18 protein-coding genes are annotated in these 17,436 nt (G+C 69.1%); 11 read left to right on the top strand and 7 right to left on the bottom strand.

Annotated features, from left to right (window positions below; genetic code table 11):
* The first annotated feature begins 128 nt into the window (after positions 1–128).
* Positions 129–2,603: a putative bifunctional diguanylate cyclase/phosphodiesterase gene (locus ACLD7X_RS04040; RefSeq protein ID WP_411422199.1), complete on the top strand. Its 2,475-nt coding sequence runs from the start codon at positions 129–131 to the stop codon at positions 2,601–2,603.
* A gap of 94 nt (positions 2,604–2,697) precedes the next feature.
* Here the strand turns inward: ACLD7X_RS04040 and ychF are convergent, their stop codons facing one another.
* Positions 2,698–3,789, bottom strand: coding sequence for a redox-regulated ATPase YchF (gene ychF / locus ACLD7X_RS04035; RefSeq protein WP_411422198.1), 1,092 nt, complete (start codon positions 3,787–3,789; stop codon positions 2,698–2,700).
* 134 nt (positions 3,790–3,923) lie between these two features.
* On the opposite strand from ychF, the gene ACLD7X_RS04030 reads away from it, so the two are divergent.
* Positions 3,924–5,045 carry an efflux RND transporter periplasmic adaptor subunit gene (locus ACLD7X_RS04030; RefSeq protein WP_412006732.1) on the top strand — a complete coding sequence of 374 codons (1,122 nt, stop codon included), beginning with the start codon at positions 3,924–3,926 and terminating at the stop codon, positions 5,043–5,045.
* Positions 5,046–5,052: 7 nt separating this feature from the next.
* On the opposite strand, the gene wecB is transcribed toward ACLD7X_RS04030, so the two are convergent.
* On the bottom strand, positions 5,053–6,171 hold the full coding sequence (gene wecB / locus ACLD7X_RS04025; RefSeq protein ID WP_411422195.1) for a non-hydrolyzing UDP-N-acetylglucosamine 2-epimerase: 1,119 nt from the start codon (positions 6,169–6,171) through the stop codon (positions 5,053–5,055).
* A gap of 94 nt (positions 6,172–6,265) precedes the next feature.
* On the opposite strand from wecB, the gene ACLD7X_RS04020 reads away from it, so the two are divergent.
* A complete protein-coding gene (locus tag ACLD7X_RS04020) occupies positions 6,266–7,510 on the top strand; it encodes a type IV pilus twitching motility protein PilT (protein ID WP_411422194.1) in 1,245 nt (414 codons plus the stop codon).
* A gap of 13 nt (positions 7,511–7,523) precedes the next feature.
* Here the strand turns inward: ACLD7X_RS04020 and ACLD7X_RS04015 are convergent, their stop codons facing one another.
* Positions 7,524–7,709, bottom strand: coding sequence for a high light inducible protein (locus ACLD7X_RS04015; RefSeq protein WP_411422193.1), 186 nt, complete (start codon positions 7,707–7,709; stop codon positions 7,524–7,526).
* Between the two features lie 35 nt (positions 7,710–7,744).
* Entirely contained in the window at positions 7,745–8,800 is a 1,056-nt protein-coding gene (tsaD, locus tag ACLD7X_RS04010; RefSeq protein WP_411422192.1) for a tRNA (adenosine(37)-N6)-threonylcarbamoyltransferase complex transferase subunit TsaD, read from the bottom strand.
* Between the two features lie 108 nt (positions 8,801–8,908).
* Here tsaD and ACLD7X_RS04005 point away from each other — a divergent pair, with 108 nt between their 5' ends.
* Positions 8,909–9,406, top strand: a complete 498-nt coding sequence (locus tag ACLD7X_RS04005) for a Photosystem I reaction center subunit III (RefSeq protein WP_411422256.1) — start codon at positions 8,909–8,911, stop codon at positions 9,404–9,406.
* Positions 9,407–9,501: 95 nt separating this feature from the next.
* Positions 9,502–9,618 carry a photosystem I reaction center subunit IX gene (psaJ, locus tag ACLD7X_RS04000; RefSeq protein ID WP_411422191.1) on the top strand — a complete coding sequence of 39 codons (117 nt, stop codon included), beginning with the start codon at positions 9,502–9,504 and terminating at the stop codon, positions 9,616–9,618.
* Between the two features lie 167 nt (positions 9,619–9,785).
* On the opposite strand, the gene gmk is transcribed toward psaJ, so the two are convergent.
* Positions 9,786–10,334, bottom strand: coding sequence for a guanylate kinase (gene gmk, locus ACLD7X_RS03995; RefSeq protein ID WP_411422190.1), 549 nt, complete (start codon positions 10,332–10,334; stop codon positions 9,786–9,788).
* Positions 10,335–10,394: 60 nt separating this feature from the next.
* Here gmk and ACLD7X_RS03990 point away from each other — a divergent pair, with 60 nt between their 5' ends.
* Positions 10,395–12,107: an Rqc2 family fibronectin-binding protein gene (locus ACLD7X_RS03990; protein ID WP_411422189.1), complete on the top strand. Its 1,713-nt coding sequence runs from the start codon at positions 10,395–10,397 to the stop codon at positions 12,105–12,107.
* A gap of 35 nt (positions 12,108–12,142) precedes the next feature.
* On the top strand, positions 12,143–12,922 hold the full coding sequence (gene tatC, locus ACLD7X_RS03985) for a twin-arginine translocase subunit TatC (RefSeq protein ID WP_412006733.1): 780 nt from the start codon (positions 12,143–12,145) through the stop codon (positions 12,920–12,922).
* 29 nt (positions 12,923–12,951) lie between these two features.
* On the opposite strand, the gene ACLD7X_RS03980 is transcribed toward tatC, so the two are convergent.
* Positions 12,952–13,293, bottom strand: a complete 342-nt coding sequence (locus ACLD7X_RS03980) for a DUF3067 family protein (protein ID WP_411422187.1) — start codon at positions 13,291–13,293, stop codon at positions 12,952–12,954.
* A gap of 168 nt (positions 13,294–13,461) precedes the next feature.
* Between ACLD7X_RS03980 and petC the strand changes: the two genes are divergently transcribed.
* From petC to cobM, 4 genes are read left to right on the top strand one after another with little or no spacing between them, the layout of a single operon-like run.
* Positions 13,462–14,001 (top strand): cytochrome b6-f complex iron-sulfur subunit, encoded by a 540-nt coding sequence (petC, locus tag ACLD7X_RS03975; RefSeq protein ID WP_411422255.1) that lies wholly within the window; start codon positions 13,462–13,464, stop codon positions 13,999–14,001.
* Positions 14,002–14,038: 37 nt separating this feature from the next.
* Entirely contained in the window at positions 14,039–14,974 is a 936-nt protein-coding gene (gene petA, locus ACLD7X_RS03970) for a cytochrome f (protein WP_411422186.1), read from the top strand.
* A gap of 54 nt (positions 14,975–15,028) precedes the next feature.
* Positions 15,029–15,886: a prolipoprotein diacylglyceryl transferase gene (lgt, locus tag ACLD7X_RS03965; protein ID WP_411422185.1), complete on the top strand. Its 858-nt coding sequence runs from the start codon at positions 15,029–15,031 to the stop codon at positions 15,884–15,886.
* Positions 15,883–16,668: a precorrin-4 C(11)-methyltransferase gene (gene cobM, locus ACLD7X_RS03960; RefSeq protein ID WP_411422184.1), complete on the top strand. Its 786-nt coding sequence runs from the start codon at positions 15,883–15,885 to the stop codon at positions 16,666–16,668. The genes lgt and cobM overlap by 4 nt, the downstream gene beginning before the upstream one ends.
* On the opposite strand, the gene ACLD7X_RS03955 is transcribed toward cobM, so the two are convergent.
* Positions 16,630–17,436, bottom strand: an 807-nt coding sequence (locus ACLD7X_RS03955) for a Rossmann-fold NAD(P)-binding domain-containing protein (protein ID WP_411422183.1), incomplete at its 5' end; no start/stop codon positions are given. The two genes, cobM and ACLD7X_RS03955, sit on opposite strands and share 39 nt — an antisense overlap.

Below are 17,436 nucleotides of genomic sequence, written 5' to 3'. Positions count from 1 at the left end.
GGGCACACTGAGCCGACAGCCTTCACAAACCGAAGCCTTCCGATCCCAGGCGCGATGCCAGAGCCCGACGCCCTGCAGAGCTCCATCCCCATGGCCTTGAGGGCTCCTGCATCGGTGGGGCAGGCCGGATGAGAACCCCCGGCCTGCTGCGGTCCTGGATCAAGGAGGAACGACGAAGATCCAGGACCGCCCAGCGCCGGAAGATTCCCAGTGGCGTGCTGATGCTGGGCATCACCCTGGCGACCGTGGCAGGGCTCCGCTTCCTCCAGGAACGTCACCGCCACAGCGAGGAAGACGAGGCGATCCTCTCCCTCGTCGATCTCTCGCTCCACTCGCTGCGGACCTCGGCGGCAACGTTGACGGGCTGGAAACCCCTCGGAGCGGCGCTGAGCGGTGGGGGAACCGAGAGCGTGGTCGAGCAACTGCGCACATCCGGTGGGATGCATCCCCGCGATGAGCTGCTCCTGTTCTCCCCTTCCCAGGAGCTGCGGCTGGCGGTACGGCCGGGGGACACCGCCCCCGCCCCCCGACCGGAGAGCCTGCGCTGCGTTCAGGAGCGACTCAAAGCCAGCCGGAACCCTGGGGTCGTCCCGATCGCCTGTGCCGTCGGCGACCGGCGGATCCAGCTGGGGGTGCTGGCCCCCGTCAGCCCCAACCGGTCCGCTGGTGATGGCCCCGGCACCCTGGCGATCCTGCGCCCCATCCATGGGGGGGCACGCAGCGGCGATGGGGAGAGCGGCCTGCGTCAGGCCCTGGCCAGCCGACTGCGCTGGCAGGCAACGCCCCAGCCCGGAGCGATCACCCTGCCCCTCCTGGAGGCGGCACGGACCGTGGCACCGACCATCTCCGCTCCAGATGGCAGGGTCCTGGCCCTGGTGGAGCCCCCTCTGCCCAGGCTCGATCAGCGCTCACTGCTGCCGGATCTCGCCATCGGCAGCCTGATCCTGGCGGCCATCCTCGGCGCGCGGGCCATTCCCATGCTGGAACATCGGCGCCGCCGCTTGCTCCATTACCGGGCCGAGCGCATGGCCAGCCACCGGATCCGCCGCACCAGCCGCAAGCTGGACCTCCTGCTCGAGAAGCTCGGCCACTCCGACAACCCGTCCCGAAGCCAGCCGGTCGAAGACGAGGTGATGGCCAGGCTGTTCGGCAGCTCGGGGGTATCGATCGAAGGCCCACCGCCGCGGAGCCGCCACCTCTCCGCCCAGGTGGAGCACAAGATGACCCAGGTCGCCGCCCGCTACGAGCGTTTCCTGAGCACGGCCCGGGCCCTGGCGTTGTTCGACTCGCTGACCGACCTGCCGAACAGACGCTACTTCTTTGAACGGCTGGAGATCGAATCCCAACAATCCCGACGCAGGAACACGTCGTTCGTGATCATGTTCATTGACGTGGACAAATTCAAGATGATCAACGATACCTACGGCCACCATGTAGGCGACGCAGCCCTGATGGCCGTGGCGGATCGCATGCGCGAGATCTCCCGAAAGGAAGACTTCATTGCCCGCTATGGCGGCGATGAATTCGCGATGATCATGGACCTCTCCGCCATCGAAGACAAAAGCGAGGCAAATCTCAAAGCCCAGGCCTACCAGTTCGCGAGTCGGCTCACGGAGACCCTCAACGAGCCCATGAACATCGCCGGAATGATGCTGCCGATCAGCCTCAGCATCGGCATCACCCTGGTGGACAGCCAGGAAGCAGACCCCGCCGCGGCCATTCAGCGCTCGGACGCTGCAATGTATCAGGCCAAGAAACAGATTGAAAGCCGGATCTCAGTCTTCGATATATCAACGAACCCACATGAACTTGACAGCTACAAGCTATTCGCAGATCTCCAGACTGCCCTCAGCAGGCATGATCTTCGCATTCTCTACCAGCCCATCGTTGAAGTCGGCAAGGGCCTCCATGCCGTGGAAGCCCTCGTCCGCTGGACCCATCCCGAACTCGGCGAGATTCCCCCGGATGTATTGCTCGACATTGCCGACCGTTACAGGTTGACCCTCCCCCTGGGCCTCGAGTTGATCGTGCTCGCCGCCCGGGGCTATGCCTCGATTCGGGCCAGCCTGGGTGGGGAGCCCCGCCTGGCTCTGAACATCAGCGGCAGGCTTCTGAGCCACCCCGACATGGGACAAACGATTCTGAATCTGCTGAACTCCCAGCTGGTTCAACCCGAGCGAGTCACCCTGGAAATCACCGAACAGTCCGTGATGGAAATGGGTCACACAACCGAACAGAACCTTGAGTTTCTTCGGGCCTCAGGCATGCAACTCTCCCTTGATGATTTCGGCACCGGCCACTCCTCTCTCATGCGCCTGATCACCCTGCAACCCAGCGAACTGAAGATTGACAAAGCCTTCGTGGGCTCGCTTCAGACGGACCCCAACGCCATGCGGGTTGTCACGCTGGTGGCCGGCCTCGCCCGGCGCATGAACCTGGGAGTCGTGGCGGAGGGTGTGGAAACCCGGGAGATCTCCCAGCTGCTCCTGGGCCTCGGCATCACCAATCAGCAGGGCTATTACTTTTCCAAAGCCCGCACCTCTGGCGACCTGATCGCGGGAGGCCAGCGGGCCTTCCAGCGCCTGATCCGGCCAGAGGGCTGACCCGGCCAGACAGCTGATCCGACCCTCGACAGCTGGTGGACCGGACGGTGAACGACGACACCCAGGCCGTGAACGACTACACCGACTACACCGACTACACGTTGAACAGAAACTCCATCACATCGCCCTCCGCCACCACATACTCCTTGCCCTCGCTGCGCAGCCAGCCCCTGTTGCGGGCCTCCACCAGAGATCCTGCCTCCAGCAACTGGGCGTAGGCGATGGTCTGGGCGCGGATGAAGCCCCGTTCGAAGTCGGTGTGGATCACCCCGGCGGCCTGGGGCGCGGTCATGCCGGACCGGATGGTCCAGGCGCGCGTCTCCTTCTCGCCGGTGGTGAAGTAGGTGCGCAGACCCAGCAGGGAGTAGGTGGCGCGGATCAGGCTCTGCAGCCCCCCCTCGCTGACCCCCAGTCCCTCCAGGAATTCAGCCCGATCCTCCTCCGGAAGTTCGATCAGCTCGGCCTCGACCTGGGCTGAGATCCGCACCGTCTCCGCCCCCTCCCGGGTCGCCAGGGCCTGCACGGCCGCCACGAAGGCATTGCCGCTGGCCAGGTCGTCCTCACTGACGTTGGTGGCGTAGATGATCGGTTTGGCCGTGAGCAGCCCCAGGGGTTTGACCAGAACGGCCTCCTCCTCAGACAGGGCCACGGTGCGGGCGGCACCGCCGGCTTCGAGCACCGCCTCAATCCGCTCCAGCACGGCATCCTCCAGCTGGGCCTCCTTGCTGGTGCGCACCTGCTTCTTGAGGCGCTCACGCCGCTTCTCCACCTGGGCCAGATCCGCCAGGGCCAGTTCGAGGTTGATCACCTCGGCATCCCGCACCGGATCCACGCTTCCGGCCACGTGGATCACGTCGTCGTCATCGAAGCAGCGCACGACGTGCACGATCGCGTCCACTTCCCGGATGTTCGCCAGGAACTTGTTGCCCAGTCCCTCCCCCTGACTGGCCCCCTTCACCAGCCCGGCAATGTCCACGAACTCGACCCGGGTCGGGATGATCTCCTTGCTGCGGCTCAGGGCGGCCAGCTGCTCCAGACGGGGATCGGGCACGGACACCACGCCCGAATTCGGCTCGATCGTGCAGAAGGGATAGTTGGCGGCCTCCGCCTGGGCATTGGCCACCAGGGCGTTGAACAGGGTCGACTTGCCCACGTTGGGCAGTCCGACGATTCCGGCTTTGAGCATCGGAGGAATCTACGGGCCGCAGCCCACGGCCCCCAGCGGCGAAACTGGGTGCAGCACAGGCCAGGCCGATTCCTACTCTCACCCCTCACCGGCCGACCCCACCGGCGGCGGCGGCCACGCCATCGCCAGCCGTGGTGGCGGCAACGACCCCACGGCCGCTCTGGCGTGGCAGGCGTCGCCTCTGGGCGGGCGCCGCCGCCGCCCTGCTGCTGGTCGCTGGGTTGCTGCTCTGGCAACGGCAGCGGTCGACCACCAGCGCCAACCTGCAGCCCTACACGGTGCTGGCGAAATCCGGAGAACTCCCCGGGGTGGTGAGCGCCTCGGGGGAACTGGAGGCCGAGCAGCGCGTCAATGTCAGCCCCAAGCGCCAGGGGATTCTGGAGGAGCTCTTCGTCGAGGAAGGCGATCAGGTGCAGACCGGTCAGGCCCTCGCCCGCATGGACAGTGGCGATCTGGCTGACCGCATCGACGAACTCAGGGCCCAGCTGCGCTCGGCCGAAGCGGAGCTGGTGCGCAGCCGCAGTGAGCTGGAGCGCAATGAGGGTCTGTACCGCCAGAACGCCATCAGCCTGAGCGACTACAACGCCGTGCGCAGCACCTTCCTGGTCGATCAGGCCGCCGTGGAGGCCGCCCGCCAGCGCCTGGCAGCCCGCCGGGTGGAGCAGGCTGAGCTGATCGTGCGCGCCCCCTTCGCCGGGGTGATCAGCCAGCGCTATGCCGATCCGGGCTCCTTCGTGACCCCCACCACCACCGCGTCCGCCACCGCAGGGGCGACCAGCTCCTCGATCGTGGAGCTGGCCCAGGGCCTTGAAGTGGTGGCCAAGGTGCCGGAGAACGACATCGGTCGGATCCGGCTCGGCCAGCCCGCCACCGTCCGCGTGGACGCTTTCCCCGACCGACGCTTCGCGGCCCGGGTGAAGCGGATCACGCCCCGGGCCGTGAAGCTGAACAACGTCACCTCCTTCGATGTGGTTCTGGAATTCCTCGAGCGCCAGCCGGATCTGCGCATCGGCATGACCGCCGACGTGGGGTTCCAGACCGGTCAGGTCCGCGCCGAGACCCTGGTGCCCACCGTCGCCATCGTCACCGAGGACGGCCGACCGGGCGTGCTGCTGGTGGGCAAGGACCGCCAGCCCACCTTCCAGCCCGTGGAACTGGGCATCAGCAGCGGCAAGGACACCCAGATCATCTCCGGTCTCGAGCCGGGCAGCCGGGTGTTCATCGACCTGCCGCCCTGGTCGAAGAAGAAGCGCTGAGCCGGGATCAGGCGCGCTGGGACCTGAGGAATTCCCGGGCCGCCTGCACGATCCGCCCGCTGGCCTGTCCATCGCCGAAGGGATTGTGGGCCCGCGCCATCGCCTCGTAGGCGGACGCATCGGTGAGCAGGGTGGACGCCTCGGCCACGATCTCGGCGGTGTCGGTGCCGATCAGCCTGGCCGTTCCCGCCTCCACCGCCTCGGGTCGTTCAGTGGTGCGGCGGAGCACCAGCACGGGCTTGCCGAGGGCCGGGGCTTCCTCCTGGAGCCCGCCGGAATCGGTGAGCACCAGGGTGCAGCCCCCCATGGCCGCCACCAGCTGGTCGTAGTCGAGGGGCTCGGTGAGGAAGGCACGCGGATGGGCGCCGAGCAGGGCCTGCAACGGCTCCCGCACGGTGGGATTGCGGTGCAGGGGAAGCACCAGGGCCGTATCCGGAAAGCGCTCCAGCAGCTCGAGAAAGGCACGGCCGATGGCGGTGAGGCGATCCCCCCAGTTCTCGCGGCGGTGCACGGTGGCGAGGATCACCCGTTGCCGCTGCCAGTCGAGGCCGGGCATGGCCAAGGTGGGAGCCTGCTTCGCCATCTGCAGCAGGGCATCGATCACCGTGTTGCCCGTGGTGAGGATCCGCCCCATCACCCCGGAGGCGCGGCAGTTCGCCGCCGACTGCTCGGTGGGAGCGAAGTGCAGCAGCGCCAGCTGGGAGATCAGGCGGCGGTTCGCCTCTTCCGGAAACGGGTCGAAGAGGTTGTCGGTGCGCAGGCCCGCCTCCACGTGCCCCACGGGGATCTGCTCATAGAAGGCGGCCAGGGCCGAGGCGAAGGCCGTGGTCGTGTCGCCCTGAACCAGGACGAGATCGGGACGGTGGCGCGCGAACTCCTCCTTCAGGCCCTGGAGCGCCGCACAGGTGATGTGGGTGAGGGTCTGTTGCGGGGCCATCAGGGCCAGGTCGTGGTCGGCCGTCAGGCCGAAGAGTTCCATCACCTGGGTGACCATCTCCCGGTGCTGGCCGGTGAGCACCACACGCGTGCTGAAGTCCTCCGCCTGCTGGAAGGCCAGGATCACCGGTGCGAGCTTGATCGCTTCCGGCCTGGTGCCCAGCACGATGCTGATGAGGGGCTTGGTCAACACGACCCTGCGAACCGGCGGATCCTAGGAAGCGCACCGGGAGCTGACAGATGGGGCCAGAGCCGCGAAACTTGTGCCGAATTGGGTGCAGTGCATGACGACGTCGCCGTTTCCCCCGTCGCCGTTTCCGCCCTCACCCCCCCCTGCCGGCGAGGCGCCGCCCCCGCCGCTGCCGAGCCCGGCCCCCCCGGCACCCTCCGGGCTCGAGCCCCTCCCGGGTCCACCCCCGGAGAGCAACGCAACCCCTGCGCAGCCGGGCTCCGAGTCCTTCGGGCCGATGCCCCCGAGCCTCGAGGGCCTTGTGCGGCTGGCGAACGAGCGGACCTATTCCGATGTGCACGTGGGGGTGGGTGAGGAACCCCGCTACCGCGCCCGGGGCGACATGCTCCGCACCGGCTGGCCGGTGACCGACCAGGCCACCTTCAACGGCTGGATGCAGGAAATGCTCAGTCCGGCGGAGATCGACCGGTTCCTGCGCGACAAGGAATACGACGGGTCCCACGCCTTCCCCTTCGTGCGGGTGCGGATCAACCTGATGGACTCCCTCCGGGGACCCGCGATGGTGCTTCGCCTGATCCCCCAGAAGATCGCCACCCTCGAGGAACTGAATCTGCCCCCGGTGCTCAGTGAGCTCTGCGCTCGCCCCAAGGGCCTGGTGCTGGTGACCGGCCCCACCGGCTCCGGCAAGAGCACCACCCTGGCCGCGATGGTGGACTGGATCAACACCCACATGCGCCGCCACATCCTCACGATCGAGGACCCGGTGGAATTCGTGCACGAGAGCCGCCTCTCCCTGATCCGGCACCGGGAAGTGGGGCACCACACCAAGGTCTTCCACAACGCCCTGCGGGCCTCCCTGCGGGAGGATCCCGACGTGATCCTGATCGGGGAGATCCGTGACCGGGAAACGCTCTCCACCGCCATCGAGGCCTCCCAGACCGGCCACCTCGTGTTCGGCACCCTGCACACCAACTCCGCGATCAAGACGGTGGAGCGGGTGCTGGGCATGTACCCCCCCAGCGAGCAGGACAGTGTGCGCCGTTCCGTCTCGGAAGCGCTGCTGGGGGTGATCTCCCAGGGTCTGCTCAAGACCACCGACGGCAAGCGTGTCGCGTACCACGACATCCTGATCAACACCGACGCCTGCAAGGACTACATCCAGCGCGCCGAGCTGGACGAGATCGAGGAGATCATGGAACGCAGCCGTTTCGATGGCATGCAGACCTCCAACCAGGCGCTTCTCGCCCTGGTGGAGGCCGGGACGGTGACCGGCGAGGACGCCCTGGCCCAGAGCCTCAAGCCCAACGAACTGGCCCAGGCACTGCGGGGACGGACCTGATCCCCCCTGGGCCTCAGTGGATGGCCAGCCGGGCCAGCAGCAGCACCGCCAGACCGACGGAGAGCCCGAGCATGGCCAGCCGGCCATTCCAGATCTCGGCCTGGGGGGTGAAGCCCCGACGCCAGGCGTTCAGCTCGGTTCGGCTCACGGGCTGGCTGGCTGGCTCCTGGCCCGGGGACTCCGGTTCGGCTGGGGCCATGGGGGTGCCAGCGGGGATAGGTCCAGCCTAGGGGCTTAAAAGCACGGCTCGGTTTCGTAAAGCCGGCCGGCCTGCTCGAGGGGCCATCGGGCGGCCACCCCAAGCCCTGCCGGACTGCGGGCCCCCATGGCCAGACGCTGGCAGGCGGCCACGCCGACCATCGCGGCGTTGTCGGTGCAGTAGGCCAGGGGGGCCAGCCGCCACACCAGGCCATCGCGGCCGCAGCGCTCCGCCAGCAGCCCCCGCAGTCGGGCGTTCGCGGCCACCCCACCGACGAGCACCAGCGTGCCGAGGCCTTCGTCCAGGGCACAGCGACAGCTGCGCTCCACGAGCACCTCCGCCACCACCTGCTCGAAGCTCGCCGCCAGATCCGCGACCGGCAAGGGATCACCGCTCTGCTGCAGCGCCCGCACCTGCCGCAGCATCGCCGTCTTCAGACCGCTGAAGCTGAAGTCGTAGGGATGGAAGCCGCCCTCGGGACGCGAAACACGCCCCTTCGGCAGGGAGAAGCGTCGGGGGTCGCCGGATCGGGCGGCGGCCTGGATCGCCGGCCCGCCGGGATAGCCCAGCTCCAGCAGCCGGGCGACCTTGTCGAAGGCCTCGCCCGCCGCGTCGTCATGGCTGCGGCCGAGGCGGATGTACTGCCCGGGACCATCGACCCGCACCAGTTCGGTGTGGCCGCCGCTGACCAGCAGAACCAGAAACGGCCCCGGAGGCAGGGGCTCCCCCAGCTGCACCGAACAGAGGTGACCCTCCAGGTGATGGACGCCCAGAAAGGGCCGCCCATGCAGACGGGCCAGGGTCCGTCCCGTGACCGAAGCGACCAACAGCGCCCCCAGCAGACCGGGGGCGACGGTGGCGGCGAAGGCATCCAGCTCGGCGAGGGGCAGGCCGGCCTCGGCACTCACCCGGGCCACCAGCTGGGGCAGCGCCTCGACATGGCGGCGGGAGGCGATTTCCGGCACCACCCCACCCCAGCGGGCATGCTCCTCGACCTGGGAGGCCACGGCGCTGGCCAGCACGGTGTGATCCCGCACAATCGCTGCTGCGGACTCGTCACAACTTGTTTCGAGCGCCAGAACCGTGGGCATGGCGTCAGGCGAGGTCCCCTACTGTCCGCGAGTGACATCCTGCCCCGCGGCCCAGCCCTGCAGCAGGTCTCCGCAAGGCAAATTCCCAGGCATCTACCCAGGCATCCCATGCGCCGTCTTCTCCCCCGCCTGTGTGCGGTTCTGCTCTCCGCCTTCCTGCTGTTCGGCCTCGCTCCGGTGGCCCGGGCTGAGGCGTCGGTGGCGGGTCTGACCCCCTGCGCCGAGAGCCCCCGCTTCCAGCAGCGCGCCGCCGGTGCCACGACCGATCAGGCCAAGGCCCGCTTCGCCATGTACAGCCAGGCCCTCTGCGGGACCGATGGCCTGCCCCACCTGATCGTGGACGGCCGCTGGAGCCACGCCGGTGACTTCATCATTCCCGGCATCGCCTTCCTCTACATCGCCGGTTGCATCGGCTGGGCCGGGCGCGGCTACCTGATGGCGATCCGCGGCAGCAAGGACGCCACCATGAAGGAGATCCAGATCGACGTGCCGCTCGCTTTCAAGAGCACCCTGGCCGCAGCGTCCTGGCCCCTGGCCGCCTTCGCCGAATTCAGCGGCAAGAAGCTCACCGAGTCCGACAGCAAGATCACCGTCTCCCCCCGCTGATCAGCCCTTCCCTGGATTCAGGCCTTCTTTGCAAGCCCCAGCTTCGGGCTTTCACGTCCAACCTCTGCCTTCCACCCTGATTCACGCTTGATCCCATGAAGAAATTCCTGACCACGGCTCCCGTGTTCTCGGCCATCTGGTTCACCCTCACCGCCGGAATCCTGATCGAGTTCAACCGCTTCTTCCCCGATCTGCTCTTCCACCCCCTCTGATCCACCGCTCCGACGTCCTGAGGCGGCCTGAGCGCCGTCTTTGCGCCGCCTCAGCGCGGTCCCAGCGCGGTCCCAGCGCGGCAGACAAGTCCGCACCAGCCCTTGTCGGCGGGTCGCCCAGGCCCCCTCCCGGGGGCTTTTTCTGTGCCTGTCCCTGGGTTGGGGCCTCAGCCCAGGTCCATGCACGCTTCCAGTTCCCGTAGGGCTACCTCCAGGTCGTCGTTGACGAGGGTGGCGTCAAATTCCTCCGCCGCGGCGAGTTCGACCCTCGCCCGTTCCAGCCGCCGCTGGATCGCCGCGTCACTGTCGGTGCCCCGCCCCCGGATGCGCCGTTCCAGTTCGCCCAGCGAGGGCGGCCGGATGAACAGCTGAAATGCCGCCGGAAAGCTGCGACGCACCTGACGGGCCCCCTCCAGCTCGATCTCGAGCAACACCGGGCGCCCCTGCGCCAGGCAGTCCTCCACCGGCTGACGGGGCGTGCCGTAGAGGTTCCCCGCGAACTCCGCCCATTCGAGGAAGCCGCCGGCCGCCACCGTCTGCTCGAAGGCCTCGCGGCTGAGAAAGAAATAGTTCTGCCCCTCCAGCTCGCCGGCCCGGGGCTCCCGGGTGGTCGCGGACACCGACAACCAGATCTCGGGGTGCCGTGCCAGCAGCTGGGCCACCAGTGTCCCCTTCCCAACCCCGCTGGGACCGGTGATCACGGTGAGACGGCTCATCGGGGCGGAGAAGGCTGGGCTGCAGAGTAGAAGCCACCGACGACCGGCTTCGCCGCCGCCATGACAAGCCTTCAGCCGCTGGATGTGACCAGCCTCAAGGCGGTGCTGTCGGAGTGGCGCCCGCTGCTGCTGCCCAGCCGGATGGAGAAGGCCCAGCAGGCCGGTCCCTGCTCCGTCCAGCTGGGTCTGCGCCATCTCCAGGGCATGCAGTGGATCGAACTGAGCTGGCAGGCCGAGGCGGCGCGCCTGCACGCCATCCCAGCCCCACCGCGGCAGGGTGATGGGAGCACCCTGGCCCAGCAGCTGCAGCATGGCCTCGGTGGCCTGGCCCTGGTGAGCCTCGAGCAGCCCGGCTGGGAGCGGGTGGTGGAGCTTGGCTTCGCTCGTCGTCCCGGTGAGCTCCCCCAGCGCTGGCTGGTGGTGGAACTGATGGGACGGCACAGCAACCTGCTGCTGCTGGAGCCGGGCCCCAGGGATGGCCGCCAGGTCGTCGCCCTGGGCCGGCAGGTCAGACCCAGCCAGTCGCGGCTGCGGCCGATCGGCACGGGCGACCCCTACCAGCCCCCGCCACCGCTGCCGGGCGACCCTCCCCGCCGGGAGGAACCCTTCGAGAGCTGGCGCCGACGGGTGGCTCTGCTGCCCCTTCCCCTCGAGCGCGCGCTGCGGGAGGCCTACCAGGGCATCAGCCCAGCCCTGGCCCGGGAGCTGGCCCCCGAGAGTTGGCTGCGCGCCCCGGTCACGGACCTCTCGGCCGCGCAGTGGCAGGAGCTCTGGAGCCGCTGGCAGGGCTGGCTCGAAGCGGTGGCCGAGGAACGCTTCGCCTGGCAAGCCCGGAACGGGGGCTACTGCTGCTGGCTGGCTGACGGGCGGGCCGCTGGCCCCGGGAGCCCGCCGCCCCGGCCCGACCGCGGGGCGGCGATGCCCCTGAACACCGCCCTGGCCACCTACTACGGCGACCACCTCGCCAGCCAGACCCTGCAACGGCAGCGGCAGCAGCTCCGCCACCAGCTCGAGCTGCTGCGGGAGCGCGAATCCCGGCAGGCCGAGCAGCAACAGGCGCTGCTGGATGCGGTTCCGGAGAGCGTCTCCCTGCAGCAGCGCGCCGATGGCTTGCTCAGCCAGCCCCAGCCCGGCCGCGCCTGCATCGATGAGGCCCAGAAGCTCTACAGGCTGGCGCGGAAACGCCGCCGCTCGGTGGAGGCCATCACCCCCCGGCTGGAGCGTCACCGCCTGCGACTGGCCTGGATCGACTCCTCACTCACCTTCCTCGAGCAGGCCGACAGCCTGGAGGAGGTCACCGCCCTGCGCCAGGAGGTCACCGACCAGATGGGCCAGGGGAGCCCGGCCAGCCGCCGGCAGCGCCGCGCCAGCGGCACGGAGCCGCGAGGCCAGCCCCAGCCCCTGGAACTGCGCAGCCCGGGGGGCCTGGGGCTGCAGGTGGGCCGCAACCATCGGCAGAACGACTGGATCGCCTTCCGGCAGGCCCGCCGCGGCGATCTCTGGTTCCACGCCCAGGAGTTGCCCGGCAGCCATGTGGTGCTGCGCTGTGCGGAGGCGGCCGCGGATGAAGCCGATCTGCAGGCCGCCGCCGATCTCGCCGCCCACTTCAGCCGCGGCCGCGGCAATCGCCGCGTGCCCGTGGTGATGGTGCCCGCCGAGCAGCTGCAGCGGATTCCCGGTGGCGCCCCGGGCACGGTGCGCCACCGCGGCGGTGAACTGTTCTGGGGGGAGCCGGAGCGGGCTCTTAGCCTGCTCGCAGCACGGCAGCCATGAGCGACAGCGCCTCCGAACAATCTGCGCCTGGACCGGTGGCGCCCCCCCCACCGATCCGCATCGGCGGGGGAGGTGGGGAGCGCAACGACTTCCCCGGGGAGGTCGAGATGAGCCTGATGGAGCATCTGGAGGAACTGCGGCGCCGGGTGCTGCGCAGCCTCCTGGCCCTGCTGCTGGGGGCGGCGGTCTGCCTGGCAGGCGTCAAACCGCTGGTGAAGCTGCTGGAAATGCCGGCCGACGGGATCCGCTTCCTGCAGCTCGCGCCTGGCGAATTCCTGTTCGTCTCGCTCAAGGTCGCCGGCTATGCCGGCCTGATCCTGGCCCTGCCCTACATCCTCTACGAGGGGCTCTCCTTCGTGCTCCCCGGCCTCACCCGGCGCGAGCGGGCCCTGGTGGCCCCGGCCGTGGCGGGATCGGCCCTCCTCTTTGCCGCCGGGCTGGCCTTCGCCTGGTGGGCCCTGGTGCCCGCGGCGCTGCGGTTTCTGGTGAGCTATGGGGCCGACGTCGTCGAGCCCAGCTGGTCGATCGAGCGCTACCTCGACTTCGTGCTGCTGCTGATGGTGGCCACCGCCCTGGCCTTCCAGCTGCCGGTGCTGCAGCTGCTGCTGGGAGCCCTGGGCCTGGTGCGCGCCCGCCGGATGCTGGCCGCCTGGCGCTGGGTGGTGGTCCTCGCCGCCCTGGGGGGAGCGGTGCTGACCCCCTCGACCGACCCGGTCACCATGTTGCTGCTCACCGGTGCCATCTCCGGCCTGTATCTGGTGGGGGTCGGGCTGGTGGCCTTCACCGAGCAGCTGCGCCCCTCCGGCGCCGACTGATCCGCCAGCTCCGGAGGGCCACCCCAGCCCTAGAGCAGGAATTCGCTGGCCCGCTCCGGCGGCAGCTCCAGGGCCAGCCCCATCGCGCGGCCGAGACGGGGCCGCTCGGCCGTGGTGCTCAGCCAGTGGCGCACCTGTCCCGCCACGCCCAGGCCATTGAGCAGACCGGCCAGCTCCTCGAGCTTGGCCCCATAGGCCTCCGGCGTGAGGGGAAAGGACTGCTGCTCCAGATAGGCCCACATGACCTGCAGGTAGAACCGCCCGCGCCGCTGCACCAGCTGCAGGTCGTAGCTCGCCTGCCAGCGGGCCCGCAGCAGGGTGATCAGCTCCTCGGAGGTGAGGGGAGCCTGGGGATCCACCGCCGGGTCCATGGGCCGCGTCTGCTGCGGGAATACCAGCAGAAACTGGCACAGCGGCGCTCCGCAACGGGTTGTTGCAGTGCCTGCCGCACCCGCCGGCCCGGAAGCGGGCGGGACAGGGCAGGCCTTAATGTGGCCGCCACGTTGCTGTGGCCTTCCAAGCCGCCCCGTATGACCCAGATGCCAGCGAGCGCCTCAAGCGGTGATGTGCCCGGAATGGGTCGTCGGCAGTTCATGAACCTGCTGACCTTCGGGTCGGTCACCGGCGTGGCCCTGGGGGCTCTCTATCCGGTGGTCAACTACTTCATCCCGCCCAAGGCCGCCGGCAGCGGTGGCGGGACCGCCGCCAAGGACGAGCTGGGCAACGCCGTGACCGCCAGCGGCTGGCTGAGCAGCCACAAGGAGGGCGACCGCAGCCTGGTGCAGGGCCTCAAGGGCGACCCCACCTACCTGATCGTCGAGGGTGCCGATGCCATCGGCAGCTACGGGATCAACGCCATCTGCACCCACCTCGGCTGCGTGGTGCCCTGGAACAGCGGCCAGAACAAGTTCATGTGCCCCTGCCACGGCTCCCAGTACGACGCCACCGGCAAGGTCGTGCGAGGGCCGGCCCCCCTCTCCCTGGCGCTGGCCCACGTCTCCGTCGAGAACGACAACGTGTTCCTGAGCCAGTGGACGGAAACCGATTTCCGCAACGGCGACAAGCCCTGGTGGGTCTGATCCGCTTTCCCCCTCTGCCCCTGTCGCCCTTCCTGTGATGCGCCGCTCCCTCTCCCGTCTGCTGGGCTCCCTTCTGGGCCTCACCGTTCTGATCGGTGCCGCCAGCCCCAGCTGGGCCTATCCCTTCTGGGCCCAGCAGAACTACGCCAATCCGCGCGAAGCCACCGGCAAGATCGTCTGCGCCAACTGCCACCTGGCCAAGAAGGCCACCCGGGTGGAAGTGCCCCAGGCCGTCTTCCCCGACACGGTGTTCAAAGCCGTGGTGGAGATTCCCTATGACACCGGCGTCCAGCAGGTCTCCGGCGACGGCAGTGCCACCGGTCTGAATGTGGGTGCCGTGGTGATGCTCCCCGATGGCTTCACCCTCGCCCCCCAGGAGCGGCTCAGCGATGAGCTCAAGGAGGAGACCGCCGGCATCTACTACACCCAGTATTCCGACGACCAGCCCAACATTCTTCTGGTCGGCCCCCTGCCCGGCGATCAGCACCAGGAGATCGTCTTCCCCGTGCTCTCCCCGGACCCGGCCCAGGACAGCAGCATCCACTTCGGCAAGTACCAGCTGCACGTGGGCGGCAACCGGGGCCGCGGCCAGGTCTACCCGACCGGTGAAAAGACCAACAACACCCTCTACACCGCCTCCGTGGCCGGCACCGTGGCCGCCATCACCCCCGGCGACGGCGGTGCCACCGTGGTGGCGATCACCGGAACCGACGGGGTCACGGTCGAGGAGACCATTCCGGCAGGGCCCAGCATCATCGCCTCGGTCGGCGATGCCGTCGCCGCCGGCACGCCTCTGACCAACGACCCCAATGTGGGGGGCTTCGGCCAGATGGATGCCGAGGTGGTGCTCCAGAATCCGGTGCGGATCTACGGCCTGCTCGCCTTCTTCGCGGCCATCGCTGTGGCCCAGATCATGCTGGTGCTCAAGAAGCGTCAGGTGGAGAAGGTGCAGGCGGCCGAAGGCATCGTCTGATCTGACTGATCCGACTGATCCAGCTGATCCGACCTCGTTCGCGACCGGGACCCGTTGAGCCTCTCCTTCGCCTTCACCTCTCCGGGGCCCCTGGTCTTCCAGCTGGGCCCCTTGGCGTTGCGCTGGTACGGCCTGCTGATCGCCCTGGCCGTGCTGGCCGGTCTCACCCTCGCCACCCGGCTGGGCAGGCAGCGCGGCATCGAACCAGCCCTCATCGCCGACCTGCTGCCCCTGCTGGTGCTCGGCGCCGTGATCGGTGCGCGGGCCTACTACGTGGCCCTCGAATGGCATCAGTACGCGGCCAACCCGGCTGAGGCCCTGGCCATCTGGCGGGGGGGCATCGCCATCCACGGCGCCCTGATCGGCGGCACCCTCACCACGATCCTCTACTGCCGCTGGCGCCGTCAGGCGTTCTGGCCCCTGCTGGACGTGCTGATGCCCGCGGTGGCCCTGGGCCAGGCCATCGGGCGCTGGGGCAACTTCTTCAATTCCGAGGCGTTCGGCCTACCCACCCAGCTCCCCTGGAAGCTGCGGATACCCCTGGAGAACCGTCCGGCGGAATTCATCGAACAGATGTATTTCCACCCCACCTTCCTGTACGAATCCCTCTGGAACGTGGGGGTCTGCGCCCTGCTGCTGGTGCTGTTCCGCCTCGGCCAGCGGGGCCGCCTCAGCCTCCCCGCCGGCAGCCTCAGCTGTGTGTACCTGATGGCCTACAGCACGGGTCGGGTCTGGATCGAGGGCCTGCGGATCGATCCCCTCTGCCTCTTCTCCCAGCCGCCGTTCTGCGCAGGCGGTCTGCGGATGGCCCAGGTGGTCAGTCTGCTGCTGATCGCCCTGGGCGCCCTCGGACTCTGGTGGCTCTATGGCCGCCGGGGTAGCCTCCCGGACCCCAGCGGACTGAGCCGTTGAACGGATCCAACCGGCCGGACGCCCAACCCACCGTCTGGATCGTCGGGGCCGGTCCCGGTGCCCCGGATCTCCTCACCCTGCGGGCGATGCGGCTGATCGAGCAGGCCGAGGTGCTCGTCTGGACCGACTCCCTGGTCAATCCCCAGATCGCGGCCCTGGCCCCAGCCGGCTGCGAGCGCATCCGCACCAGCACCCTCACCCTCGAGGAGGTGATGGCCATGGTGGTGGAACGGGCCCTGGCCGGCCGCAGGGTGGTGCGCCTCCACGATGGCGATCCCTGTCTCTACGGCGCCCTGGCGGAGCAGATCTGCCGGCTGGCCGACGCTGGCCTGGCCGTGGAGGTGGTGCCGGGTCTGAGTGCCTACCAGGCGGCGGCCTCGGCGCTGCAGCAGGAACTGACGATTCCGGGTCTGGTGCAGACCATCGTGCTGGGACGCGCCGGCGGACGCACGGGCGTGCCCGAGAGCGAGTCCCTGGCGCGGCTCGCCGCGCTGCGCGCCTCCCTCTGCCTCTACCTGAGTGCCCGCCACGTGGAGGAGGTGCAGGCCGAACTCCTGCGCCATTACCCCCCCGACACCCCCGTGGCGATCGGCTACCGCGTCAGCTGGCCGGACCAGTGGCTCCAGGTGGTCCCCCTCACGGCCATGGCCGAGGTCAGCCGGGAACGGGCCCTGATCCGCACCACCCTCTATGTCGTGAGTCCTGCCCTGGCGGCCAGCCGGGAGGCCCGCTCCAGGCTCTACTCAGCCAGCCACAACCACCTGTTCAGGGGCGGCGTCTGAGCTCGGCAGAGCATCGCCGTAGAGCTCCCGCTCGAACCGGGCCCGATCGAAGCGGCAACCCAGACGCTGGACGATGGCCTCGAGATCACGGGCCGCATTGCCCAGGCAGCAGGTCCCTCCAGGCGATGGCGTCACGTTGAACACCAGGCCGGGGCGGGCGGGGATGCTGGCCTCCCCCAGCAGCAACCGCCGCTGCTGCTTGTCGATCAGCTGGGGGCGGACCCCGCCGTAGCCCTCGGCGAAACGCAGATCCTCGAGGCGCATGGAGGGCACGATCTTGCGGGCATCCGCCAGGAAGAGCCGCCGCCGCAGCCAGGGCACCTCGAACAGGAGGTTCTTGATGATGTAGTCGCGGATGTCGGCGACCCGCAGCAGCTGCCACAGCACCGCCAGCACCGCCCAGTCAAGCCGCAGCACCCGCAGGAACTCCCAGAAGGAGGCCGGCCGGTAACGCTCCAGCAGGGGCAGCAGCAGGGCCGTGGGGCCGAAGCGCGTCTTGCCCGGCGCCCGCACATCCGGATCGCCATGGATGGCCGCGAAGGGCAGCTTGTCGTTCTGAACGGTGTAGACCTTCCCCCTGAGCAGATCCGGCGTGAAGTAGAAGCTGCCGGCCACCGGCAGGCAGGCGTACTGGAGGCCAAAGCCCATGGACTGGGCCATCAGCAGGCTGTGGGCGCCGGCGTTCACCACCACATGGCGGGCCCGGATCTCGCCGGCGGGCAGGGCCGATGCAGCGCTGCAGCCGGCCGTCGGCGCCACCGCAACCCG

It is taken from the genome of Aphanothece microscopica RSMan92 (genome assembly GCF_046613545.2).
Taxonomy (GTDB): Bacteria; Cyanobacteriota; Cyanobacteriia; order PCC-6307; family Cyanobiaceae; genus NIES-981.
The sequence above is the reverse complement of the archived record's forward strand: the minus strand, read 5'-3'. Positions and strand labels throughout refer to the sequence as shown.